The sequence below is a fragment of the Nonomuraea mangrovi genome, assembly GCF_042681425.1.
Classification (GTDB): Bacteria; Actinomycetota; Actinomycetes; order Streptosporangiales; family Streptosporangiaceae; genus Nonomuraea; species Nonomuraea mangrovi.
Window position 1 is genome coordinate 13711 of the sequence record NZ_JBHUFV010000060.1, and the last position, 22793, is coordinate 36503.

Consider the following 22793-nt stretch of genomic DNA (forward strand, 5'->3'; position numbering starts at 1 on the left):
TCACATTTCATGGATGAGGCTCCCCCTGGCATCAACCCGCACATTCCCAGCGTGGCCCGCATGTACGACTACTACCTCGGCGGCAAGGACAACTTCCGCTCCGACAGGGAGGCCGCGGAGAAGGTGCTGGCCGTCGTCCCCGAGACGCGGCAGGCCGCCAGGGAGAACAGGGCGTTCATGCAGCGCGCCGTGCGGTTCCTGGCCGAGCGGGGCATCAGGCAGTTCCTCGACATCGGCACGGGCCTGCCGACGCAGGGGAACGTGCACGAGGTCGCGGGGCCGGACGCGCGCGTGCTGTACGTGGACAACGACCCGATCGTGCTCACGCACGCCAGGGCCATCCTGTCAGGCGCGGAGGGGGTCGACGTCACGCAGGGCGACCTGCGCCTTCCCGAGGCGATCCTCGACAGTGACGAGGCCCGCAGGCTGCTCGACTTCGACGAGCCGATCGCGATCCTGGTCGTGGCGGTGCTCCACTTCGTCCAGGACTCCGACAAGCCCGAGCACATCCTCGGCAGGCTGAAGGAGCGGATGGCGCGGGGAAGCCACCTGGTGCTCTCGCACGCCTGCCCCAACAGGCCCGTGGAATCGGAGGACATCGCCTCGGTCTACGACCTGGCCACCTCCGGCATCAGGCTGCGTGACCGGTCGGAGATCACACCGCTCTTCGACGGCCTGGAGTTGGTCGAGCCCGGCCTGGTGAACGTGGCGGAGTGGCGCCCCGACGTGGCGGAACTGGCACCGCTGCAGGGTGTGGGCGACTACCTGCTCGGCGGGGTGGCGCGCAAGCTCTGATCGCGAGTCGTTCATTCGCGGGCCCGAAGCTGGTACGCTCCCAAGCGAGCGCTTGGTTTACCGGCCGAAGGGCAGACGCATGAAGTTCTCCACCTTCCATCTCTTCCACCGGTTCGACGGGCAGAGCTTCAAGGACGTCTACGACTACCACCTTGAGCTCATCGAGCTGGCCGAGGAGCTGGGCTTCGACGGGGTACGGCTGGCCGAGCACCACTTCCGCGACTACGGCGTGGTCCCGAACCTGTTCACGCTGCTGGCGCACGCCGCCGCCCGCACCGAGCGGATCCGGCTGGGCACCGGCATCGTGGTCCTCCCCCTGCACAACCCGGTCCACGTCGCGGAGGAGGCCGCCCTCGTCGACGTCCTGTCGGGCGGCAGGCTCGACCTGGGCATCGGCCGCGGCTACCAGAGCTTCGAGTTCGAGGGGTTCGGGATCGACCTGGCCGAGGCACGCGACCGCTTCAACGAGGCGCTGGAGGTCGTCCTCGGCCTGTGGACCCAGGAGTCCTTCCAGCACGAGGGCAAGTTCTACCGGACGGGCGAGGTCTCGCTGACGCCCAGGCCGCTGCAGGCACCGCACCCGCCGATCCACGTCGCCGCCGTCTCCCCCGAGACCGTCACCATGTACGGCGAGCGAGGCCTGCCGATCCTGGCCGACCCGGCCGCGCCGTTCCGCAAGGTCGTGAAGGCGGCCGAGACCTGGCGCGAGTCCGCGGGGGGCGTCGAGGCCGACCTGGTCGTCGCGCGGAGCGTCTACGTGGCCCCCACCGTCGAGCAGGCCCGCGAGGACCAGGCGAGGTTCGAGGCCGCCTTCGACCGGTCGCGCATCTTCAACGAGCGCAGCGCGCCCATCGACCCGAAGACGGGCAGGGCCGCCCAGGGCTTCGAGTACTACCAGGACCGCTACCTCAAGGGCGGCTCGGTCTCGAACGACTTCCGCTGGGAGCAGCTGGAGGTCATCGGCGACCCCGCGCGGGTGATCGAGCAGATCGGCGTGCTGAAGGCGGCCGGGTTCTCCACCCTGTTGTGCGACTTCGGCAGCACGCGCCCGATGCCGCTGGAGGAGATGAAGAAGGTCATGCGGTTCTTCGCGACCGAGGTGATACCCGCGTTCCAGGAGGCGTGATGATCCACTCGCTGACACTCTCCGACGTCCTGGCCGAGCACGCCCGCAGCCGCCCGCAGGTGACGGCGGTGGTCGACGGCGAGGTACGGCTCAGCTATCCCGAACTGGACGCCAGGGTGACCCGCCTGGCCCGCGCGCTGAAGGGCAGGGGCGTGACGGCGGGCGAGCGGGTGCTGTGGCTCGGCCAGAACTCGCACGCCGTCCTGGAACTGCTGCTGGCCTGCTCCCGCCTCGGGGCGATCTTCTGCCCGGCCAACTGGCGCCAGTCCACCGACGAGCTGCGCTTCGTCGTCGAGGACCTCGCTCCCGCCGTGGTGGTCTGGGAGCGGTCCGAGGCCGCGGCGCCCCTGGCGACCGAGGCATGGGTGGAGGACTACGCCGCCCTCGTCGAGGAGGCGAGCGCCGCCGAGTTCCCCACCCCTGCCACGCCGGACCCCGCCATGCCCGGCTCACCCGGACCGGATGACACGGTCCCCGTCCTCGCCCTCTACACCGCCGCCTTCGACGGGCGCCCGAACGCCGCCCTCCTCAGCAGCGCCGCGCTGCTCGCACACAGCACGTCGCTGCTGGTGGTCAGGCAGATGGAGCCCGGCTTCACGTTCCTCAACAACGGGCCGCTCTTCCACGTGGGCACGATGATGTTCTGCCTGGCCACGCTGCAGATCGGCGGGACGAACGTGTTCACGCCCTCCTTCGACGCCGACGAGGTGTGCCGCCTGGTCGACGCGGAGAAGGTGACACAGGCGTTCCTGTTCGGGCAGATGATCGACGCGGTGGTGGCGGCGAACGCGGAGCGCAAGTACGACCTGTCGTCGCTGCGGTTCGTCTCCCACTCCACGGAGTGGGACGAGATGACCACTCCCAACGACTCGCCGTGGTGCAGGTCGAAGATGGGCGGATACGGCCAGACCGAGGTGGGCGGCATGCTCACCTTCCTCGGCCTCGCGCCGGGGGCGGCGGGATTCGCGGGCCGTCCCTCTCCCCTGGTCCAGGTGCGCATCCTGGCCGCCGACGGGAACGAGGTCCCGTCGGGCGAGGTTGGCGAGATCTGCGCTCGCGGCAAAACCCTCTTTTCCGGATATTTCGCCCGACCGGAGCTTAATGCCCAGAAATCCCTGTACGGCTGGCATCACACCGGCGACCTCGGCAGACGCGAACCCGACGGCACGATCACCTTCATCGGCCCCAAGCTGCGAATGATCAAGTCGGGCAACGAGAACGTGTACCCCGCCGAGGTCGAGCGGGTACTCAAGTCACATCCCGCGGTCGCCGACGCCGCGGTGATCGGGGTGCCTGACGAGCGGTGGCACCAGGCGGTGAAGGCGGTGGTGGCGCTGAAGGCAGAGGCGTCGGCTGAGGACCTGGTCGAGCACGTCAGGACGCGGCTGGCGAGCTACAAGAAGCCCCGGCACGTCGAGATCGTGGAGTCCATCCCGAAGAAGGGCTTCACCCCCGACTACGACGCCCTGGACGCGGCCCACGGCGGCGGCAACTACCCGGGCGCCTGAGCCGTCGGACCCCGGCGAACCAGGGACCACCCACCTGCCGGGCCCTCCGCCCGGCTCCCGGCTCCCAGCTCCCAGCTCCCGGCCAACGGTCCGACAGAAGGGCTTCCTGCGGGTCAGGAAACTCCCCGGGCGGGTCCGCTCGCCGCTCGCCCTCGCGGCCGGCTTCAGGCACCGCGACGGCGCTGGTGATGCCGGGGACAACCGGCATCAAGGTCACCGAGCAGCGGCACTGGCGCGACCACGAGCTGGAAACTCCCTGAGGTGACCGGGGAGCGGTCGCGCAGGGGGTGCGCGGGCTTCGCCGAAGGGCGCCAAACCCGGTCTATCGGGCCGACGCTCGCCTTTCCACGCGAGACGACGCTCGTCTTTCCACGGGAGGCCGACGCGGCTTTTCCACGCGAGGCCGCCCGCCTTTCCGCGGGAGGTCCTGCTCTTCTCCGGGGAGGGGCTGACGCCCGGCGGTTCCGAGGGAGCCGACATCCGACCTCCCGTGGAGAGAGGCCGAAGCCCTCGCGGGGAGAGGCCGAACGCCCGCCCGGAGGGGAGAGGCCGAAGCCCTCGCGGGGAGAGGCCGAAGCCCTCGCGGGGAGAGGCCGAACGCCCGCCCGGAGGGGAGAGGCCGAAGCCCTCGCGGGGAAAGGTCGAACGCCCGCCCGGAGGGGAGAGCCCTCGCGGGGAGAGGTTGAAGCCCCCGTGGGGGAAAGGTCGAATGCCCGTCCCGTGGGGGAAGGTCGAATCTCCGGCTGATTCCCGAAGAGGCCGACGTTCGCGGGACGCGCCCGAGGGGGCCGGCACGCCCCCTGCTGGAAGGCGCTGTTCAGGACGCGCGGAGGCGGGACTCGTGGTCCTTGGCGAAGTCGGCGAACGACCGCGCGGGCCGCCCGACGACCTCGGCGAAGTCAGGGGTGGTGTAGTCGCCCCACCCCGCCGAGTAGGCCCTGCCGTACTCCACGCTGACCGCCGCGTCCCACTCCCGCATGCCCGCGCCGATCATCGCGTCGAACGCGGCCTGCTCGGAGACGGGCTGATAGCTCGCGCCGAGGCTGGCGGCCGCCGTGTGCAGGGAGATGCTCTCCGGCCCCGTGATCGTGTAGGTCCTGCCCGCGTGAGCCTTGGGGTCGGCCAGCACCGCGGCGCCGAAGTCGCCGATGTCCCGGGCGTCGATCAGGCCGACCTTGCCCTCGCCGAGCATGCCGTACATCGTGTCGCCGTTGACCGAACCGAACAGGTTCTGCATGAAGAAGGCGGGCTTGATGATCGTCCACTCGAGGCCCGACGCCTTCAGCTCGTTGTCGGACAGGGCGTGCAGCCTGCCGTTGCGCGTCGGCGCGTCATGGCCCGCGCCGATCGCCGACATCCTGACCACGTGGCGCACGCCGGCCTCCCTGGCCGCCCATACGGCGTTCATGCTCGCATGGGGAGCCTGGGGGCCCATCGCGGTCAGCAGCCACAGGGTCTCGACGCCACGGAAGGCCTCGACCAGCGTCGCAGGATGGTCCAGGTCTCCGACCGCCACCTCGACGCCGGAGGGGGCCTTCGAAGGATCACGCACCAGGACCCTGACATCCTGCTTGGTGGAGAGGGAGCCGAGCAGAGCCGTGGAAACAGTACCGGTCGCACCGGTGATGAGAATCGTCATGCGAAGCACGATATAGTAAGAAAAAGTGACCGTCAAGATTGATGATCAAAGGAGGCTCGTTGAACCGCGCCGAACGCAAGCAGGCCAACCCCGATCTGGGTGTCATGGCAGGTCAGGTGCTGTTCTCCCTCCAGAAGGAACTGTTCGGCGCGCTGGCCGAACAGGGCCATCCAGCGCTGCGTCCGCGCCACGGCGCGGTCATGGCCTATCTCGACGAGGCGGGGAGCAGGGCCACCGACCTGGCCCAGCAGTCGGGCCAGCACAAGCAGGTCATCGGCACGCTGGTGGACGAGCTGGTCGAGCTGGGCTACGTGCGCAGGGAGCCCGACCCTCGTGACCGCAGAGCCAAGCTGGTCGTCCCCACCGATCTCGGGCTGGACCAGATGGTCAAGTCGGACGCGATCGTGGCCGACATCGAGCGGCGCCACGCCGAGGCGGTCGGCGAGGAGGCCTACGCGGCGTTCAAACGGGTTTTCAGGCGGGTGGCCGACAGGCAACGCCGAGGGCTACCTTGATCGGATATGCCCTCCTTAGCCTGGCGGCCGCTGACCGTCGTCGCCGCCCTCCTGTCGGCGCTCCTGCTCGCCCTCAGCCCTCTGTACGGCTACCACCGCGACGAGCTGTACTTCCGCTACCTGGCCGAGCACCCCGCATGGGGCTACGTCGACCAGCCGCCGCTCACCCCGATGCTCGCCAAGGTGTCGATCGCGCTGTTCGGCGACACGCTGACGGGACTCAGGATCCCGGCCGTGCTGTCCACGGTGGTGCTGATCCTCGTGGTCGCCCTGATCACCAGGGAACTGGGCGGCGAGGGGAGGGCCCAGGTGCTGGCCGCCGCCGGGATCGGCACCGGCGCGTTCACGCTGATCGCGGGCCACTCGCTGCTGACGCTCAGCGCCGACCTGCCGCTGTGGTCGGCGGCGATCCTGTTCGTGCTGCGGGTGCTGCTCAGGGGCGATGGGCGCTGGTGGCTCGCGGCGGGCGCGGTCATCGGCGTGGCGACCTACAACAAGCACCTGATCGCGCTGCTGGTCATCGGCCTGGCCGCGGGCGTGCTGGCCGTGGGGCCGCGCAGGATCCTGCGCGATCCGTGGCTGTGGGCGGGCGCCGCGCTCGCGGTGCTGGTCGCCGCGCCCAACCTGCTCTTCCAGGCGATGAACGGCTGGCCGCAACTGGAGATGGCGGCCGCTCTCAGCGCGGACAAGGGCGCCGAGATGCGCGCACTCTTCGTCCCGATGCAGATCGTGCTGTTCGGCCCCGTCGTGGCCTTCGTCGCGGCGCGCGGCTGGCTGCGGCTGTGGCGTGACGAGCGACTGCGCTGCCTGGCGGTCGCCTACCCCGTCGCGGCGGCGCTGACGCTGATCAGCGGCGGCAGGTTCGACTACACGGCGGGGCTCATCATCCTGTTGTTCTGCGCGGGCGTCACACAGGGACTCGGGCCCGCGCTGGCGGCCAACGGCGTGTTCTGCGCGATCGTCGGGCTGCCGCTGATCCCCGTCTCCCTGGTGGGGATGACACCGGTCCCCCAGGTCAACGAGGTCGTCAGGGAGTCGATCGGCTGGCCCGAGTTCACCGCGGCGGTCCGCTCCGCCGTACAAACGCTGACGCCCGAGGAGCGGGCCAGGGCGGTGCTGCTGGCGGGCAGCTACGGCGAGGCGGGCGCGCTGCACCTGGCGGGCGGCCTGCCGCCTGTCTACAGCGGCCACAGCCAGCTCCACGCCTACGGCCCGCCGCCCGAGAGCGCCGATGTGGCCGTGGCGGTGAAGTACCCGCGCGGCGGCCTGGAGACGGTGTTCCAGACCTGTGTCGAGCACGGCAGGGTCGACAACGCCGCGGGCGTGGACAACGAGTTCCGCGGCCTGCCGGTGCTGGTGTGCAGGGGCCTCAGGATGCCGTGGAGCGCGGCGTGGCCGCGTTTCCAGGAGTACAGCTGATATTTGACACCTCGTTCCAGAAAGGCCTAGCTTCGGAACCATGGCCAGGACGAAGGAGTTCGATCCCGACGAGGCGCTGCAGAAGGCCATGGAGCTGTTCTGGCGGCGGGGCTACGAGGCCACCTCCATGTCCGACCTGGTCCAGCACCTCGGCATCGGCAGGGCGAGCATCTACGCGACGTTCGGCGGCAAGCGGGAACTCTACCTGCGCGCCTACGACCGCTACCTCGCGCAGGGCGTCGACTTCGAGGGGCTGCTGTCGGCGCCGGGACCCGTCCTGCCCGCCGTACGGGATCTGGTCCTGAGGTTCGCCGACGAGGCCGCGCACGACACCGACCACCGCGGCTGCATGGTCGTCAACACCGCGGTCGAGCTGGCCCCCCACGACCAGGAACTGGCGCGGCGGGTGGAGGCGAACTGGGACTTCATCGAGACCACGCTCGCCACCGCGCTGGCCAGGGCCCGCGAGCAGGGCGAGCTGGACGAGGGCCAGGATCCCCGCTCGCTCGCCAGGTTCCTGCTCACGGTGCTGCAGGGGCTGCGCCTGGTCGGCAAGGGGTCGACCGACCCGGCCAGGTTGCGCGACACCGCCGCGCAGGCCCTGCGCGTCCTCGAGCTCGCTGACCTGACCTGGCCGCCGGCCCCCTCAGACTCACGGGAACCTCTGGAGGAAGCCCGGCCCTTCAGGGCCGGGAGGAATCCGGACCCCGCAAGGGGTGGCCCCGCGAAGCTGGGACAGCCCTGAGCGCGAAGCGCGCATCAAGATTTGTCGGTCCTTCCCGCTAGGTTGATCGGCGTGTCTCGCTACCGCCTCCAGCCGACGCCCGCCCAAGAGCGGGCGTTGGCCGAGCATTGCGGGCACGCCCGGTATGTGTGGAACCTCGCCGTCGAGCAGCGCACGCATTGGAAGCCGGGCCGGAAGGGCGCGCCGGGGTTTGCCGAACAGTGCCGTCAGCTGACCGAGGCGCGAGCGGCCAATCCTTGGCTGGCCGCGGGATCGGTGACCGTCCAGCAGCAGGCGTTGCGTGACTTCGCCCAAGCCATGGCCGACTTCTTCGCCGGGACGCACCGGCGGCCGAGCTGGCGCAAGGCCGGACGGCACGAAGGGTTTCGGATCATCGCGGTCAAGGCGGGCGACGTGCGCCGCCTCTCCCGGCGGGTGGGCGAGGTGAAGATCCCCAAGGTGGGGTGGGTGCGGTTGCGCTGGTCGCGTGCCGTACCGGACGGGGTGAAGTCCTACCGGGTCACCCGCGACCGGGCGGGGCGATGGCATGTCGCCTTCGCCGCCATCCCCGAACCGATCGCCGGACCGGGCACGGGCGAGGTGGTGGGAGTCGACCGTGGAGTGACCGTCAGCGCGGCGCTGTCCACGGGCGAGCTGCTGCACGCGCCCGGCCTGCGGGAGAGCGAGAAGACGCGGCTGGTGCGGCTGCTGCGCAAGCTGGCCCGCGCCGAGCGCGGCTCCAACCGGCGCAGCAAGATCAAAGCCGCTCTCGCACGCTTGAAGGCGCGCGAGAGCGACCGGCGCAAGGATTGGGTGGAGAAGACCAGCACTGCAACCCGCGTTACACGTCGCAGACCTGCAACGCCTGCAAGCACATCGCTCGGGAGAGTCGCGAGAGCCAAGCTCTCTTCCTGTGCGTGGTCTGCGGGTATCGGGCCAACGCGGACGTGAACGCGGCATGCAACATGCGTGGTACCGCCGCAGGGCATGCGGTGGCTGCGCGGGGACGCTCCGGGTTGCCGGGGCGGACGAACCGCGAACCTCAACCTGTCCTCCTTTCAGCGTAGGAACGGGTTGGAATCCTCTTCGTTCACGAGGGGGAGGATGTCAAAGGATCGCCAGCGGGTTGAGCGGGCTGCCGGTGCCGCCCTCGATCTTCAGCGGGGCGGCGACGAAGACGAAGTCGGCGGGACCCGCCGCGGCCAGTTCCTCCAGCCACAGCATCTCGACCAGGTGGATGCCGTGCCGGTGCAGCAGGATGAGGTGGAGGTCGTCCTCCAGGCCCTCGTCGGCGAGCTGGTCGGCGTTCAGGCCGCCGATGGCGGCGTTGTCGCTGGCCACGGCGGCGACGTCGCGCGCGGCCAGCCAGCGGCCCGCGCTCGGTGACAGGCCAGGCTGGCCCGTCCAGTAGGTGTCCGGCCAGGTCAGCGGCCAGCCCGTACGGATCACCGGCACGTCGCCCTGCCGCACGCCGGGGTTGATCTCCTCCAGCAGCGCGGCCTCGATCCTGAAGTCGGCGGGCAGGTGCGCCATGCCGAGATGGCCGGGCACGTCGAACAGCACCCCTCGCGCCACGACGCCTCCGACCTGCTCGATGCCGCAGCGGGTCGCGCCGTACGAGCGGACCCTTCCCGACGGGTGCCCGTTGTAGAGCTCCTCGCCCTCCCACATGTGGCAGAGCGCGTCCATGTGCGTGGTGGTGCCGTGGTGGGTGACGACCAGCGCGTCGTCGGCCATGCGTAGGCCGGCGCCGATCGCCCTGGCGCCCGCCGCGTAGTCGCCGCCGTCCACGGACATGAAGTGCTGGGGCAGCGGGCGTCCACGCAGGTGGGGAACGGTGGTGGGGGCCGGCGAGGACGTGGCGCCCCTGATCGGCATCGACAGGCTGAGCACCCTCCCTGTCCTCGCGCATGCCAGGGCTCGCAGCACCGCCTCGGGGGTGAGGAGGTTCAGCGTGCCGCGCTGGTCGTCTGGGCCGAAGCGGCCCCAGTTGTTAGGCTCGGTGACCAAGCAAGCGCTTCCTTCCTTGAGGAGAGTTGTCCATGCGGCTTGACGAGGTGTTCGCGCGGCACACCGAACTCGGCGCGGCTTTCGCCGTTCATGTGGGAGGGGAGCTGGTGGCGGACCTGTGGGGCGGGATCGCCGACCGGCACACCGGACGCCCGTGGGAGCGGGACACACCCGTGCTCTCCTACTCCTGCACCAAGGCGGTCACGGCGACCGTCGCGCTGCTGCTGGTCGAGCGGGGCCTGCTCGCCCTGTCGACGCCGGTGAAGGAGGTGTGGCCCGAGTTCGCCGCCACCTCGGTCACCGTCGAGCACCTGCTGACCCACCAGGCGGGGCTGCCGGTGATCGAGGAGCGGGTGCCCGTCGAGGAGTACGGCGACCACGCCGCGATCGCCGCCAGGCTGGCCGTACAGTCGCCGCTGTGGGAGCCGGGCACCGCCCACGGCTACCACGCGCTCACCTACGGGTTCCTGGTCGGCGAGGTGGTGCGCAGGGTCACGGGCAAACCGGTGGCCGAACTGGTGGCCGCGGAGATCGCCGGGCCGCTCGGGCTCGACATGTGGCTGGGCGCGCCCGACGAGGTCATCCCGAGGGCCGCCAGGCTGTCGGCGGGCGACCCGCCCGAGACCACCACCCCCTCCGAGACCGCTGACCCGCTCGCTCCGCGCACCGCGGTGGAACTGGCCGCCCTCGACCCGTACAGCCTCATGAACAGGGCGCTCGGCAACCCGGGGGTGCACCGCCTCAAGGGCGGCGCCAACCATCCTGACATCCTGCGGGCGGGCTGGCCCGCCATGGGCCTGGTGACCACCGCGCGAGCGCTGTCCGGCTTCTACCGCGCGCTGATCGCGGGAGAGATCCTGCGGCCCGAGACGCTGAACGACGCCGTCAGGCCGAGGGTCGCGGGCCAGGACCGGGTGCTGCAGATCGGCACCTCGTTCGGTCTGGGCTTCATGACCTCCTCGGAGAGCTTCGCCCCGTTCGCGCCCTCCGCGTTCGGGCACTCGGGCCTGGGCGGATTCCTCGGCCTGGGCGACCCCGAGCGCGGGGTGGCCATCGCCTACACCATGAACAGGCTCTCCACCGCCTTCGCCGCGACCACGCCCGCATGGGAGCTGACCGCCGCGGTCTACGACGCGCTCTGAGCTCACTGCATCGTCACCCCGCCGCTGACCGACAGGGTCTGCCCGGTGATGTAGGCCGCCCTGTCGGTGCACAGGTAGGCCACCAGGCCCGCGACGTCCTCGGGCGCGCCCAGCCTGCGCAGCGGGATGCCCTTGGCGATCCTGTCGACCAGTCCCGGCTTCTCGGCGTCCACCCTGCGCAGCATCGGGGTGTCGGTCGGGCCAGGGCAGACCACGTTGGAGGTCACCCGGCCCCTGGCCGCCTCCCGCGCCAGCGTCTTCGCCAGCCCGAACAGGCCCGCCTTCGTCGCGGCGTAGGCGCCCTCGCCACCCGAGCCGGCCCTCGCCCCGTCGGAGGAGACGAACACCAGCCGGCCCCAGCCCCGCCCGACCATGCCGGGCAGCAGGAGCTTGGTCATGAGCATGGGCCCCCGCAGGTTGACCAGCCACATGAGGTCCCAGTGAGCGGGATCGCCCGAGGTGAAGGGCTCGACGATGGAGACACCCGCGTTGTTGACCAGGATGTCCACCGGTCCCGCGCTCGCGCAGAACGCCTCGATGGAGGCGGCGTCCGCGAGGTCGACCCGGCCCGCCGTACTCGCCGGGAGGCGCCCGGCCACCTCAGCAGCGCCCTGCTCGTTCACGTCGGCGACCACCACGCGCGCGCCGAGGGCGGCCAGGTCCGCGCAGATCGCGGCCCCGATCGCGCCCGCTCCCCCGGTCACCACCGCCGTCCTGCCGTCCAGCCGCAGCCCTTCCATCACCCGGCGTCCTCCCAGAGGCGCGCGGCCGTCACCCTGGTCGCCAGCAGGCCGATCGTGTGGTCGAGTACGGCCTGCGCGTAGTCCTCGGGAATGCCCGCCACGGCGTCGGTGACGACCGTGACCCGGTAGCCGAGCGCGACCGCCTCGATGGCAAGCCCCTGGATGCCGAGGTTCAGCGAGACGCCCACCGCGACCACCCGCGTCACTCCGAGTGACCGCAGGGTCATGTCGAGGCTGGTTCCGGTGAACGGCGAGAACCCGTGGAAGCGGCGGCTCTCCAGGTCGCCGGGGTCCCGTAACTCCGGCAGCACCTCGACCGCCGCGGTGCCGTCGAGCATGTGAGCGGGGTCCTTCAGCAGGTGGGCGAGGAAGGGGGTGGTGCTCGCGTGCGAGCCCGCCCGGTCGGCGCGGAAGGCGGCCGTGCAGTGGACGACCGGGATGCCCCTGGCCCTCGCGCCGTTCAGGACGTGGGCCGCGTTACGGATCACGTCACGCTTGTCGCACGCGACCACCAGGTCCGGAAATTTCGCGATATCGCCGACGACGCCTCTCTGCATCTCCATCACCAGGACGGCCGTGCGATCCACCCGCCACCTCCGTGCGATCGAGCGCTTGCTTGGTCGCGAGGTTAGCACTTTCTTATGTATCTCAGAAAATATGACATGCTGTGGTTTTTAGCTGACGGAAAGTGTTCATTACCCTGTCGTGACGGTCTGTCAGACGCTACGGTTAGAACACAAGAACGGGACCTGAACGCCGTTACCGTCCAGGTCCCTCCCTCACCGTAAGGGAGAAAACAGATGGGCATCAAGGAATCCGGCCTGCAGTTCGCCACCGACATCGAGAACGCGATCATCGAGACTCGGACGGACATGATGCAGGGCCTGGAGGACCTGACGCACCGGATCAACGGCGTGGCGAACGATCTCAAGGCGTTCCGGTCCGAGGTCACCAGGGAGCTGACCGCACTCAAGACCGACGTCCAGGAGTTCAAGGCCAGCCAGAGCCAGTTCAACGCCAGCCAGACCGAGTTCAACACGGCGGCCATGGAGATCCTCATGGATCTGCAGCGCAGGGTGAGCGCCTGATCCCAAGGTGACGTGAGCCCCCGGACCACCGGGTCCGGGGGCTCCCTCATGTGCGGTGTGTCAGTCCAAGGTCGAGATGACCTTGTCGGCGTCCCTGGTCAGGACCTGGCGGACGTCGGCCCTGGGCACCTGCCGGGTGTCGGCCACCAGGGCCTTGAACGCCTGCAGATGCCTGACGGCCTTGGCGTCCTTGCCTGACGCCTCGGCCTTGCGGGCCTTGGAGAGCTCCTTCGTGAGAGACTGCGCGGCCGACCCGGACAGCCAGTTCGTCGCGCGGAAGCGGTCGATGAGGTTCTGCATGTCCCGCAGTGACGTGGTCACCGTGTAGCGGACGTTGGTGGTGATCGAGTTGCCCGCGTTGTCCCCCGCCGTGACGGAGACCGCGTGCGGGGCGAGGGTCTGCGGGAACAGCGGCACGACCGAGTCGGGCGTGAGCGCGCTGCCGTCCAGCGTGCCGGAGGTGGTCTTGACGCCCGAGGTGGTGTCGACGGCCTGCCAGGTGATGCGCAGGTCCTGGGCGTCGCCGTACACCTCGCCGTCGGAGACCCCCGAGACCATGAGCGTGGGCTTGGTGCCGTCGATCTTGAGGACGGCGGCCTTCTCCTGCTCGGTGGTGCCCGCCGTGTCGGCCGAGCGGTAGCGCAGCTCGTGCGGCCCGTCGCCGCTGACGACCACGGGCGTGCCCGCGTAGGCCGTCCACGGGCCCTGGTCGAGGGAGTACTCCGTCTTCGACACCCCAGAGGTGGCGTCGGCGGCGGACAGCAGGACGGGGACGTCGCCGTCGTTCCAGCCCTCCGCGTTGGGCGGGGCGAAGGCGGCGGTGGTCACCGGGGCGGTCGTGTCGAGCTTGAGGTCGAGCGCCTTGGGCTCCTCGACGTTGCCCGCGCCGTCACGCGAGCGGAACTCGAGCTTCCTGGCGCCGTCGCCGCTCACCAGGACGGGCTCGGTGTAGGGCGTCCACGCGCCGCCGTCGAGCCGCCACTCGGTCGCGGCGACCTCCGACGCCTCGTCCTCGGCGGTCAGGGTGACCTCGACGGGGGCCGTGGTGTGCCAGCCCTCGGCGTTGGGCTGCGCGGCCTTGGCGGTGGTCACCGGCGGCGTCTTGTCGGCTCCCGCGACGGGGGTGAAGCGGAAGCGCTGGTTGGGGGCGTTGACGCAGGTCCACTGGATCACGGCGGCGTTGTCGGCCTGGGAGACGCCGTTGACGTCGACGCACAGGCCGCTGGCCGCAGCCGTGATGATGTGGTCGTCGCCGGAGGCGGTGATGAAGAAGCGCTGGTGGAGCTGGTGAGCGGCGCCGTCGGGGTGGCAGGTCCACTGGACGAGCTGGGTGCCCGTCGCCGTCGATCCGCCGGGCACGTCCAGGCACTTGCCGCTCTTGACGTTCTTGAGCTGGTAGCCGCCCGCGGTGGCCGGGATCGCCTCCCACTTCTGCTCATCGCCCTGGTTCGCGCCGAGCTGGACGATCTTGGCGTCGTCGAGCAGGGACACCGGCGTGACGTTCTTGCCGCTGTGCTGGGCGGTGACGGTGTAGACGCCCGGGTCGAGCCCGCCGCCCGCATCCTCGCCGGCGAACTGGACGGCGTCGAGGTCGAAGCCGTTGTTGCGGCTGTTCTTGAACACCGCGTAGACGGTCTTGGTCCGCACGTCGTTCTTCACCGGGGCGGCGCTGGTCATCTGGTAGGTGTCCCAGTCGCCGGTGTTCTGGACGGGGGCGCTGGCGAGGAGCGCGCCTGTGGGCGAGTCGGCGCGCAGCTCGATCGTGCCTCCGCCGTACGGGCTGGAGACCCGGAAGGCGACGGACTTGACGCCGTTGAGGTCGAGCGGGGTGAAGGCGATCCAGTCGTTGTCGCTGATGTCGCCGATGCGCTTGCCGCTCTCCGCGCCCGCCTGGTCGATCACCCTGACGCCCGACGACGTCTTGAAGTACTCGGCCTGCTTCCTCTTCGGCTGCAGGACGACCTTGGCGTAGCCGGTGAGAGAGTCGTCGCCCTTGTCGGTGTAGTGGGCGTTGATGACGTAGTAGAGGTTGGCGCCCGCCGGATGGCCGCCGATGTCGCTGGTCGAGATGGTGCCCTGGCAGCCGGGGATCTCGACGGTCTCGTGCTCGTGGTCGTCGTGGCCGAGCGCGGGGTTGACGAAGACCTTGGCGCAGTCGATCGTGCCGTCCTCGGGATCGGTCACCTTGATCTTGTACGGCACGTCCTGGCCGAACTCGATCGTGCTGCCGTCGATCGGCGTCTCGACGGTCACCACCGGCTTGGTGTTGCCGGCCGTGATGACGACGTTGGAGAAGCCCTCCTTGCCGGTGGAGTCCTTGACCTTGAGCTGCGCGGTGTACTGTCCCTTGGCCGAGTAGACGTGCGTGACCTTCGCCTCGGTGGAGTCGAAGGTGCCGTCGCCGTCGAAGTCCCACGAGAAGTCGATCGGGTCGCCGTCGGGGTCGAAGCTGCCCGCGCTGTCGAACTCCACGCTGAGCGGAGTGGGGCCGTCGGTGCGCGAGGTGGTGATCTTGGCGATGGGCGCTCGGGCGCCGGCGGAGTAGTCGATCCTGTACAGGCCCGAGTCGTTGTTGCCGCCGCCGAACGAGCTGCCCCATTCGAGCAGGTAGAGCGAGCCGTCGCGGCCGAACGTCATGTCCATCGGCTTGACGAAGGCGCCGAGGAACGGGTCGATCTTGAGGAGCTTGTCCTGGTCGTCGAGGTGGAGGGTCTTCACGTAGTGGCGCGACCACTCGTAGAAGAAGCTCTTGCCGTCGAAGTAGGCGGGGAACTTCGTGGCGGAGGTGGAGGCCGCGTCGTAGCGGTAGACGGGGCCGCTCATCGGGGCCGAGCCGCCGGAGCCGAGCTCGGGGAAGGACGGCGAGGTGCCGTAGCCGTACCACATGACGGGCAGCTCGATGGGCGGCAGCTCGGTCAGCCCGGTGTTGTTGGGCGAGTCGTTGACGGGGTTGGCGCAGTCGAACTTGGGCCCGACGACCTTGGTGTCGGGGTTGTAGGGCGCGTACGCCTGGTTGTCGCCGTGGCAGAACGGCCAGCCGAAGTTGCCCGCCTTCTTGATGACGTTGTACTCGACCAGTCCCTCGGGTCCCCTGTCGGTGGTCGGGCCGCCACGGTCGGGGCCGTAGTCGGAGACGTGCACGTAGCCGGTCTTCTGGTCGACGGTGAAGCGGAACGGGTTGCGGAAGCCCATGGCGAAGATCTCCGGCCTGGTCTTGGCCGTTCCCTGCGCGAACAGGTTGCCGGAGGGGATGTCGTAGCCGCCGTCGGCCTTCGGCTTGATCCGCAGGATCTTGCCGCGCAGGTCGTTGGTGTTGCCCGCGGTGCGGGCGGCGTCGAGCATGTGCTGGCCTGGACGCCAGTCGATCGGCGAGTAGCCCTGCCAGTCGGGCGACAGGTTGGGCGGCACGTCGTCGCCGGTGCTGAGGTAGAGGGTGCCGTCGGGGCCGAACTCCACGGCGCCGCCGGTGTGTCCGGGTTCGGGGTAGGTGCGCTGCCGGTAGGCGGGCACGTCGAGGATCTTCTTCTCCGACGCCAGGTCGATGCTGTCGCCTGTCACGGTGAAGCGGGAGAGCCTGTTGACGTCCTCGGCGCTGGAGGCGGGCGAGTAGTAGAGGTAGATCCAGCCGTTCTGCGCGAAGGCCGGGTCGAGCTCCATGCCGACCAGGCCGTCCTCGCCGCCGGTGTAGACGTCGAGCGTGGCGGCGGTGACCGTGGCGTGGGTGTCGGGCTTGAAGATCTTGATCTCGCCCTTGCGCTGCACGTAGAAGACGCGGCCGTCGGCGGCGACGTCGAGCTCCATCGGGTCGGCGGTGTTGTCGTCGAGGGTGATCTTCTCGAAGCTGCTGTTCACCGTGCCGCCGCAGTCGCCTGCCTCGGCGCCGGCGGCCCAGGTGATGCCGCCGAGCACGTGGTCACGGAAGGCGGTCTCGGTGTAGGCGGCGGTGTCGTGGCCCATCGCGGTCGCCCACACCTTGCCGCCCTCGGCGTTGCGGCACCAGGAGATGGGGTGGTCGGGGCCCATGGCCGAGGGTCCCGGGTTGTAGGTCTTCTCGTCCGCCGACACGAGCACGTGCACGTTGCCGCGCGGGTTGGGCGAGAAGTTGTACCACTCCTCGGGCCGTTCCCAGCGCAGCGGCAGCTTCTTGGTCGAGGGGTGGACCCTGTCGGTGACCTTGGCGGTGCCCTGCAGCACGCCCGGCGAGTGGGCGGGCATGTGCGCGCCGCCGTTGACCAGGTCGTCCCACCAGGGGAAGTCGTTCTCGATGCCCATGTCGAGCGCGTTGTGGACGGCGACGACGCCCTTGCCCGAGCGGACGTACTTCTGCACGGCCTGGCGCTGGGCGTCGTTCTCCCAGACCATGCCGGAGTTCTGCAGCATGATCAGCACGTCGTAGCCGGCCAGGTCGGCGTCGTTGAACACCGAGGAGTCGTCGGTCTGCACGACCTCGAAGTGGTTGGCCGCGGCCAGGTCCTTGACCATCTGGATGCCGGCGGGGATGGAGCCGTGGACGTAGCCGACGGCCTTCGTGAACAGCAGTGCACGGAAGATCTCATGGCGGGCGGCGGCGTTCGCCGTACCGGGTAACAACAGCAGGAAGGGGAGGATCAGGGCAGCACAAACACGACGCATGGCGATGACTCCGGTGACAGGAGGGGCGGAGAGTCAGAGAGTGCGGAGGAAGGCCAGCCCGTCGACGGCGAGAGCGTCCTGGCTGGGCGCCAGCGGCCGCCAGATGGAGGCCGCGGTGGCGATCGTCTGGTTGTGGGCGGTGAAGGACTCGATGACCAGCGGCCCCTCGTAGGAGGCCGCGCGGAGGGCCGCGGTGAAGGCGGTCCAGTCGAAGCGGTCCTGGCCGGGGGTCCCCCGGTCGGTGCCGCAGACCTGCACGTGCGCGATCCTGCCCGCGGCCGCGCGGACGGCCGCGGCGGGATCCTTCTCCTCGATGTTCAGGTGGTAGACGTCGAGCGCCAGGCCGGCGTCCTGGGGCAGCGCCTCGAGTGCCTGCTCGACGGTGTTGAGCAGGCTGGTCTCGTAGCGGTTCAGCGGTTCGACGGCCAGCTTGACCCCGCTGTGGTCGATGACGGGTTTGAGGTTCTCGCGCAACTCGGCGTACGCGGCGGCGCGCTCGCCCTGCGACATCCTCCAGGTACGGCCGACCGCGCTGTAGGCGGGCCCCGCGATGACGGGCGAGCCGACGATCTCGGCCACGTCCATGCAGTGCATGAGGTAGTCCTGGGTCTCCTTGACCGTGTCGGAGGCGACGAGGTCACGTCCTGGCGGCATCACCAGCACGACGGTGGCGGCCAGGCCGAGCGAGGCCAGCAGGTCGGCCGCCCTGGCGGGGTCCCAGTCGCCCGGCCGCTCGACGGGCAGTTCGATGACGTCGAACCCCCACCCCGCGACCTTGGGCGCGAGCGCCGCAAGGTCGCGGTCGGTGAGCGGCGAGGTCCACACCCAGGTGTTGACCCCCAGGTTCACTTCTTGCCGCCCCACGTCTCGGGGAAGCCGGGCAGGCTCTCGCATCCGCACAGCGCGTAGTGCAGCGGCGGCATGTTCGGCTGCAGGTAGGTGTCGAGGTTGTCAGAGGTGATCTTCGGCTGGGGCAGCTTCCACGTCTTCGGAACCTCCTCACCCTTGAGGATCTTGAGGGCGGCGATGACGGGCGTGCGCCACTGGTAGGTCGGATAGGTGGGCGCGATGGCGGTCAGGTTATTCTGCTTCCACTTCTGCAGGAAGTCCTGCTGGTCCTCGCCGACCATGGCGGGGACGGGCACTCCCGCGTCCTCGAAGGCCTCGATCGCGGCGACGGCTGTGGCGCCGGCGTCCATCCAGACGCCGTCGAGCTTGCCGTGACGGGCGATGTAGTCGCTGACGATGCTCTTGGTCTTGGCCGCGTCGCCGTCGGTGAACTCCACGCCGACGACCTTGAGCGGGCTCTTGTCGAACGTCACCTTGGCGGCCGACCAGCGGGTCTCCAGCACGTCGACGCCCGGCAGGATGCGCAGGGCGAGGATCTTGCCGCCCGCGGGCACCTTCTCGACCAGGAACTCGGCGCCGTCGGCGCCGAAGGCGTAGCCGCCGATCGGGTTGATCATGGTGACCGGGCAGTCGGTCTCCACGCCCCTGTCGAAGACGATGACAGGCAGCTTGCCGCAGGCCGCCTTCACCGCGGGTGTGAGGGTGGCGGTGGTGTTGGGCGAGACGATCAGCGCGTCACAGCCCTTGCCCGTGAGCTCGGCGATGTCGGAGATCTGCTTGTCGTCCTTGCCCTCGGCGTCCAGCGCCGTGAACGTGGTGATCTCCTTGTGCAGCGCCACCTCGGCCTGCATGCTCTTCCATCCGACCTGCCGCCAGGGGTTGTTGACCGCCGCGTTGGAGAAGCACAGGTGCAGGCCGCCGGACTTCTTGTACTGGGAGGTGCTGACCATCTGCGGGTCGATGGCCTGCTCCCACGGCTTGTCCGCGGGGCCCTGCGCGCTCTTGGCGCGCATGCCGAGCTGGGCGTCGTAGTCGGCCTGGACGAAGAACGAGGACTGCGCGCCGGTCCCCGCAGCCGCTGATTCGGAGGCGGCAGCGGAGGAGGCGGGCGCCGCGGACGCCGCGGCCGTGGTCGTGTCCGTCGGCTTGTCGCTGGTGCAGCCCGCGACGAGCAGCGCGAGCGCCGCCGTCGCGACGAGAGAGAGGGGCTTATGACGCGGCATGTGCGTCTCCTTTGGACTTTCGGGGGGTGAGGGAGAAGGGCAGCCGTACGGCTCCCGCCGCCACGGCGGCGATGATGATGACGCCCTGCACGGTGAACTCCAGCGCCCCCGAGATCCCGTACAGGTTGAGCAGGGTGAACAGGGCCTCCAAGGTGAGCGCTCCCGCCATGGCGGCCACGACCGACCCCCTGCCGCCGCCGAGCACCACGCCGCCGAGGACGACCGCGGTGATGGCGGAGAACTCCAGGCCCTGGCCGACCTGCGCCGACACTCCGGCGAAGCCGCCGAGCAGGATGCCCGCGACCGCGGCGGCCAGCCCCGAGATGGCGAAGGCGAGGATCCTGACTCTGGTGACCCTGACGCCCGACAGCGCGGCGGCGCGCTCGTTGTCGCCTGTCGCGATGAGCGTGCGGCCGAAGTCGGCGCGCATGAGCAGGACCGCCGCGACGCCCACGGCCGCGAGGATCAGCACCGACCACAGCGTGTCGCGGCCGAAGACCCTGAAGGCCTGGGAAAGCGCGCCACGCGGCGCCCCGCCCGTCCACAGGAAGACCGCGCCGGACAGGATGAGCATCATGCCGAGCGTGGTGATGAACGACGGCACTCGCAGCAGTGTGGTCACCGCGCCGTTGACCAGTCCGACCAGCAGGCCGATGACGACCACGAGGGCGAGGACGGGCCAGGTGGCGTCCTCGTTCCCGTCGATCAGCCGGGCCGCGACGACCACCTCGACGGTGACCAGCGACCCGACCGACAGGTCGAACTCGCCTGAGACGATCACGAAGTACTGCCCGGCCGCCAGGATCACCAGCGGCGCGGCCCGCTTGACGAAGGCCAGGAAGCCCACGGGTTCGAGGAAGAACGGGTTGGCCAGCGCGATCGCGGCCAGCAGGACGGCCAGGACCGCGAAGATCGGCAGCGCGCGCTTCATGAGGTGCTCCTCTTCCTCGCGTAGACCGCCACGGCGACCACGATGACCACGCCGCGGACGACGTCCTTGAAGAAGGAGTTGACTTCGAGCTGGTTGAAGACGCTGTCGAGGACGGCCAGCAGCAGGACGCCGCCGACGGTGCCCGCCACCCCGCCTCTGCCGCCCGCCAGAGCGGTGCCGCCGAGGACGACCGCGGCGATCGACTCCAGGTCGTAGCCGCCGTCGGTGCCCACGGTGGGGACGCCCGCGCCGAGCCTGCTGGCCAGCAGCAGGCCCGCGACGCCCGCGCACAGGGAGCACAGGACGTGGGTGAGGATGATCACCCGGTCGGTGCGCACGCCGGACAGCCGGGCGACGTCGGGGTCGCCGCCGACGGCGTAGACGCGGTAGCCGTACCTGGTCCTGCTGAGCAGGAACCATGCTGTCAGCGCCACGGCCGCCCACAGCATCGCGGAGACGGGGATCGGCCCGACGCGGTCATAGCCGAGGTGCTGGAAGGACTCGGGGACGCGGCCCGCCGGGCCGTCGTAGAGGTGGTCGAGGACTCCCTTGATGATGAGGGCGACGCCGAGGGTGGCGATGAAGGCGTGCACCTTGAGCTTGGTGATCACCACCCCGTTGACCAGGCCCACGAGCGCGCTGACGCCGATGACGGCGGCGACGGCCCCCGGGATGCTGCCCGCCTGCATGATCTCGGCGGCGACCAGGGAGGCGAGGCTGATCAGGTAGGCGACCGACAGGTCGAGCGATCCCGCGAGGATGGCCAGGGTCTGGCCGACGGCGACGATGCCGAGGGCGGCGCTGCGCTGCTGGACGCCGACGATCGTCTCCACGGTGAGCAGGTTCCCGCCGTCGACGGCGACGAGGATCCAGCCGACCACGATGGTGACCAGCAGCGCGAGGAAGACGACCTGGGTGGAGCCGAGGTCAGCCCACCGGCGCGTGGCCGCCGCTGCGCGGCCCGCCGCGGGGCGCGACGCCTCGGGCGGGGCCGTGGCCTCGGATGGGGGCGCGTCGTTCATGCCGTCTCCTCGCTCGCGGCCAGCCGCATGACGGCCTCCTCCGACGAGCCCGCGGGCAGGGTCCCCGCGACGCGCCCGTCTCGCAGGACGATGACGCGGTCGCTCATCCCGATGAGCTCGGGTAACTCGGAGGAGATCATCATGATCGCGGTGCCGTCCTCGGCCAGTTCCCGCATGAGGTCGTGGATCGCGGCCTTCGCCCCGACATCGACCCCTCGGGTCGGCTCGTCGAAGAGCAGGACGTCGGGGGCGAGCGTCATCCACTTGGCGAGGACGACCTTCTGCTGGTTGCCGCCCGACAGGTAACGCACCTCCTGCGAGGGGCGCGGCGGCGAGAGCCGTACCCGGTCGAGGAGGTCGCGCACCGAGGCGCCGGGACGGCCGATCGCGCGCGCCACCAGCAGCGCGTTGTCGCGGACCGACTGGCGCAGGGCCAGGCCCTCGGCCTTGCGGTCCTCCGTGACGAGCCCGATCCCCGCGGCGACGGCCTCGCGGACCGAGCGGGGCCTGACGGGGGTCATGGTGCCGGTGGTGAAGGGCGCGGCGCCGAACAGCGCCTTGGCCAGGGAGGAGCGGCCCGAGCCCTGCAGTCCTGCGATGCCGACGATCTCGCCCGCCCGCAGTTCCAGCGAGATGTCCGACAGGCGGGCGTTGCCGCCGCCGGTGACGCTCAGCCGCACGTCCCCCGTCGAGGAGGAGCGGGCAGGGAAGTAGGTGCCCAGATCTCGGCCCACCATGAGGCGGACCAGGTCGTCGGAGGTGACGTCGGCGGCGGCGACCGTGCTGACGAGCCGTCCGTCCTTCAGCACGGTGACCCGTGAGGCGAGGTCGAAGACCTCGCGCAGCCGGTGCGAGATGTACAGCACCGCGATGCCGCGCTCCTGTAATCGCCTGACCAGCCGGTACAGCAGCTCCACCTCGTGGTCGGCGAGGGCGGCCGTCGGCTCGTCCATGACGACGATGCGCGCGTCGAGCGAGAGCGCCTTGACGATCTCGACGACCTGCTGCTGCGCGACGGACAGGCGCTTGACAGGGTCGCGGGGGCCGAAGGAGTCCTCGCCGAGTTCGGCCAGGAGGGCGGCGGTCGCGCCGTCCATCGCCGCTCTGTCGACCAGGCCGCGGCGCAGGGGCTCCCTGCCGAGGAAGACGTTCTCCGCGACGCTGCGCTCGGGCAGGAGCGTGAACTCCTGGTAGATGATCGCCACCCCCGCCCGCTGGGCGTCGAGCGGGTGGTTGAAGGAGACCTCCCGCCCGTCGATGGTGATCGTCCCCGCGTCGGGCGTGTGCACCCCGGCCAGGATCTTCATGAGCGTGGACTTGCCCGCGCCGTTCTCGCCGACGACGGCGTGCACCTCTCCGGCCTCGACGGCCAGGCCCACCTCCGACAGCACGCGCACGCCGAGGAAGCTCTTGCCGATACCGGTCAT

General features: G+C 70.2%; 20 protein-coding genes. 10 read left to right on the forward strand and 10 right to left on the reverse strand.

The features are described from left to right. The first annotated feature begins 9 nt into the window (after positions 1-9). The 3 genes from ACFSKW_RS38595 to ACFSKW_RS38605 all read left to right on the forward strand — a co-directional run bounded on the left by ACFSKW_RS38595 (position 10) and on the right by ACFSKW_RS38605 (position 3429). Positions 10-795: an SAM-dependent methyltransferase gene (locus ACFSKW_RS38595; RefSeq protein WP_379578538.1), complete on the forward strand. Its 786-nt coding sequence runs from the start codon at positions 10-12 to the stop codon at positions 793-795. Between the two features lie 79 nt (positions 796-874). After that, positions 875-1921 (forward strand): LLM class flavin-dependent oxidoreductase, encoded by a 1047-nt coding sequence (locus ACFSKW_RS38600; RefSeq protein WP_379578540.1) that lies wholly within the window; start codon positions 875-877, stop codon positions 1919-1921. Then, positions 1921-3429, forward strand: coding sequence for an AMP-binding protein (locus tag ACFSKW_RS38605; protein WP_379578543.1), 1509 nt, complete (start codon positions 1921-1923; stop codon positions 3427-3429). The genes ACFSKW_RS38600 and ACFSKW_RS38605 overlap by 1 nt, the downstream gene beginning before the upstream one ends. An 817-nt stretch (positions 3430-4246) precedes the next feature. Here the strand turns inward: ACFSKW_RS38605 and ACFSKW_RS38610 are convergent. Continuing rightward, complete coding sequence (locus ACFSKW_RS38610; protein ID WP_379578545.1) at positions 4247-5068, reverse strand: SDR family oxidoreductase; 822 nt, start codon at positions 5066-5068, stop codon at positions 4247-4249. A 59-nt stretch (positions 5069-5127) separates the two neighbouring features. On the opposite strand from ACFSKW_RS38610, the gene ACFSKW_RS38615 reads away from it, so the two are divergent. From ACFSKW_RS38615 to ACFSKW_RS38635, 5 genes are read left to right on the forward strand one after another with little or no spacing between them, the layout of a single operon-like run. Continuing rightward, positions 5128-5583 (forward strand): MarR family winged helix-turn-helix transcriptional regulator, encoded by a 456-nt coding sequence (locus ACFSKW_RS38615; RefSeq protein WP_379578547.1) that lies wholly within the window; start codon positions 5128-5130, stop codon positions 5581-5583. 6 nt (positions 5584-5589) lie between these two features. Beyond that, the gene (locus ACFSKW_RS38620; RefSeq protein WP_379578548.1) at positions 5590-7002 is read left to right on the forward strand and encodes a glycosyltransferase family 39 protein; all 1413 of its coding nucleotides are present in this window, start codon (positions 5590-5592) and stop codon (positions 7000-7002) included. A 40-nt stretch (positions 7003-7042) separates the two neighbouring features. Next, entirely contained in the window at positions 7043-7747 is a 705-nt protein-coding gene (locus tag ACFSKW_RS38625; RefSeq protein ID WP_379578550.1) for a TetR/AcrR family transcriptional regulator, read from the forward strand. A gap of 51 nt (positions 7748-7798) precedes the next feature. After that, on the forward strand, positions 7799-8677 hold the full coding sequence (locus ACFSKW_RS38630; RefSeq protein WP_435191387.1) for an RNA-guided endonuclease InsQ/TnpB family protein: 879 nt from the start codon (positions 7799-7801) through the stop codon (positions 8675-8677). Beyond that, entirely contained in the window at positions 8602-8793 is a 192-nt protein-coding gene (locus ACFSKW_RS38635; RefSeq protein WP_431899803.1) for a hypothetical protein, read from the forward strand. The genes ACFSKW_RS38630 and ACFSKW_RS38635 overlap by 76 nt, the downstream gene beginning before the upstream one ends. A 40-nt stretch (positions 8794-8833) precedes the next feature. Here the strand turns inward: ACFSKW_RS38635 and ACFSKW_RS38640 are convergent, their stop codons facing one another. Beyond that, entirely contained in the window at positions 8834-9736 is a 903-nt protein-coding gene (locus ACFSKW_RS38640) for a cyclase family protein (protein ID WP_379578553.1), read from the reverse strand. A gap of 32 nt (positions 9737-9768) precedes the next feature. On the opposite strand from ACFSKW_RS38640, the gene ACFSKW_RS38645 reads away from it, so the two are divergent. After that, positions 9769-10878 carry a serine hydrolase domain-containing protein gene (locus ACFSKW_RS38645; RefSeq protein WP_379578555.1) on the forward strand — a complete coding sequence of 370 codons (1110 nt, stop codon included), beginning with the start codon at positions 9769-9771 and terminating at the stop codon, positions 10876-10878. Between the two features lie 2 nt (positions 10879-10880). Here ACFSKW_RS38645 and ACFSKW_RS38650 read toward each other — a convergent pair whose 3' ends face one another. Next, on the reverse strand, positions 10881-11618 hold the full coding sequence (locus ACFSKW_RS38650) for an SDR family NAD(P)-dependent oxidoreductase (protein WP_379578647.1): 738 nt from the start codon (positions 11616-11618) through the stop codon (positions 10881-10883). Next, the gene (locus tag ACFSKW_RS38655) at positions 11618-12208 is read right to left on the reverse strand and encodes a cysteine hydrolase family protein (RefSeq protein ID WP_379578557.1); all 591 of its coding nucleotides are present in this window, start codon (positions 12206-12208) and stop codon (positions 11618-11620) included. The genes ACFSKW_RS38650 and ACFSKW_RS38655 overlap by 1 nt, the downstream gene beginning before the upstream one ends. A gap of 213 nt (positions 12209-12421) precedes the next feature. On the opposite strand from ACFSKW_RS38655, the gene ACFSKW_RS38660 reads away from it, so the two are divergent. Continuing rightward, a complete protein-coding gene (locus ACFSKW_RS38660) occupies positions 12422-12709 on the forward strand; it encodes a hypothetical protein (RefSeq protein ID WP_379578559.1) in 288 nt (95 codons plus the stop codon). A gap of 60 nt (positions 12710-12769) precedes the next feature. On the opposite strand, the gene ACFSKW_RS38665 is transcribed toward ACFSKW_RS38660, so the two are convergent. From ACFSKW_RS38665 to ACFSKW_RS38690, 6 genes are read right to left on the reverse strand one after another with little or no spacing between them, the layout of a single operon-like run. Further along, entirely contained in the window at positions 12770-17341 is a 4572-nt protein-coding gene (locus ACFSKW_RS38665) for a ThuA domain-containing protein (protein ID WP_379578561.1), read from the reverse strand. Positions 17342-17374: 33 nt separating this feature from the next. Further along, entirely contained in the window at positions 17375-18235 is an 861-nt protein-coding gene (locus ACFSKW_RS38670) for a sugar phosphate isomerase/epimerase family protein (protein ID WP_379578563.1), read from the reverse strand. Then, positions 18187-19413, reverse strand: a complete 1227-nt coding sequence (locus tag ACFSKW_RS38675) for an ABC transporter substrate-binding protein (protein WP_379578565.1) — start codon at positions 19411-19413, stop codon at positions 18187-18189. Before ACFSKW_RS38675 ends, ACFSKW_RS38670 begins: the two co-directional genes overlap by 49 nt. Beyond that, positions 19400-20344: an ABC transporter permease gene (locus ACFSKW_RS38680; protein ID WP_379578567.1), complete on the reverse strand. Its 945-nt coding sequence runs from the start codon at positions 20342-20344 to the stop codon at positions 19400-19402. The genes ACFSKW_RS38675 and ACFSKW_RS38680 overlap by 14 nt, the downstream gene beginning before the upstream one ends. After that, positions 20341-21366: an ABC transporter permease gene (locus ACFSKW_RS38685; RefSeq protein ID WP_379578569.1), complete on the reverse strand. Its 1026-nt coding sequence runs from the start codon at positions 21364-21366 to the stop codon at positions 20341-20343. Before ACFSKW_RS38685 ends, ACFSKW_RS38680 begins: the two co-directional genes overlap by 4 nt. Beyond that, positions 21363-22793, reverse strand: a complete 1431-nt coding sequence (locus tag ACFSKW_RS38690) for a sugar ABC transporter ATP-binding protein (protein WP_379578649.1) — start codon at positions 22791-22793, stop codon at positions 21363-21365. Before ACFSKW_RS38690 ends, ACFSKW_RS38685 begins: the two co-directional genes overlap by 4 nt.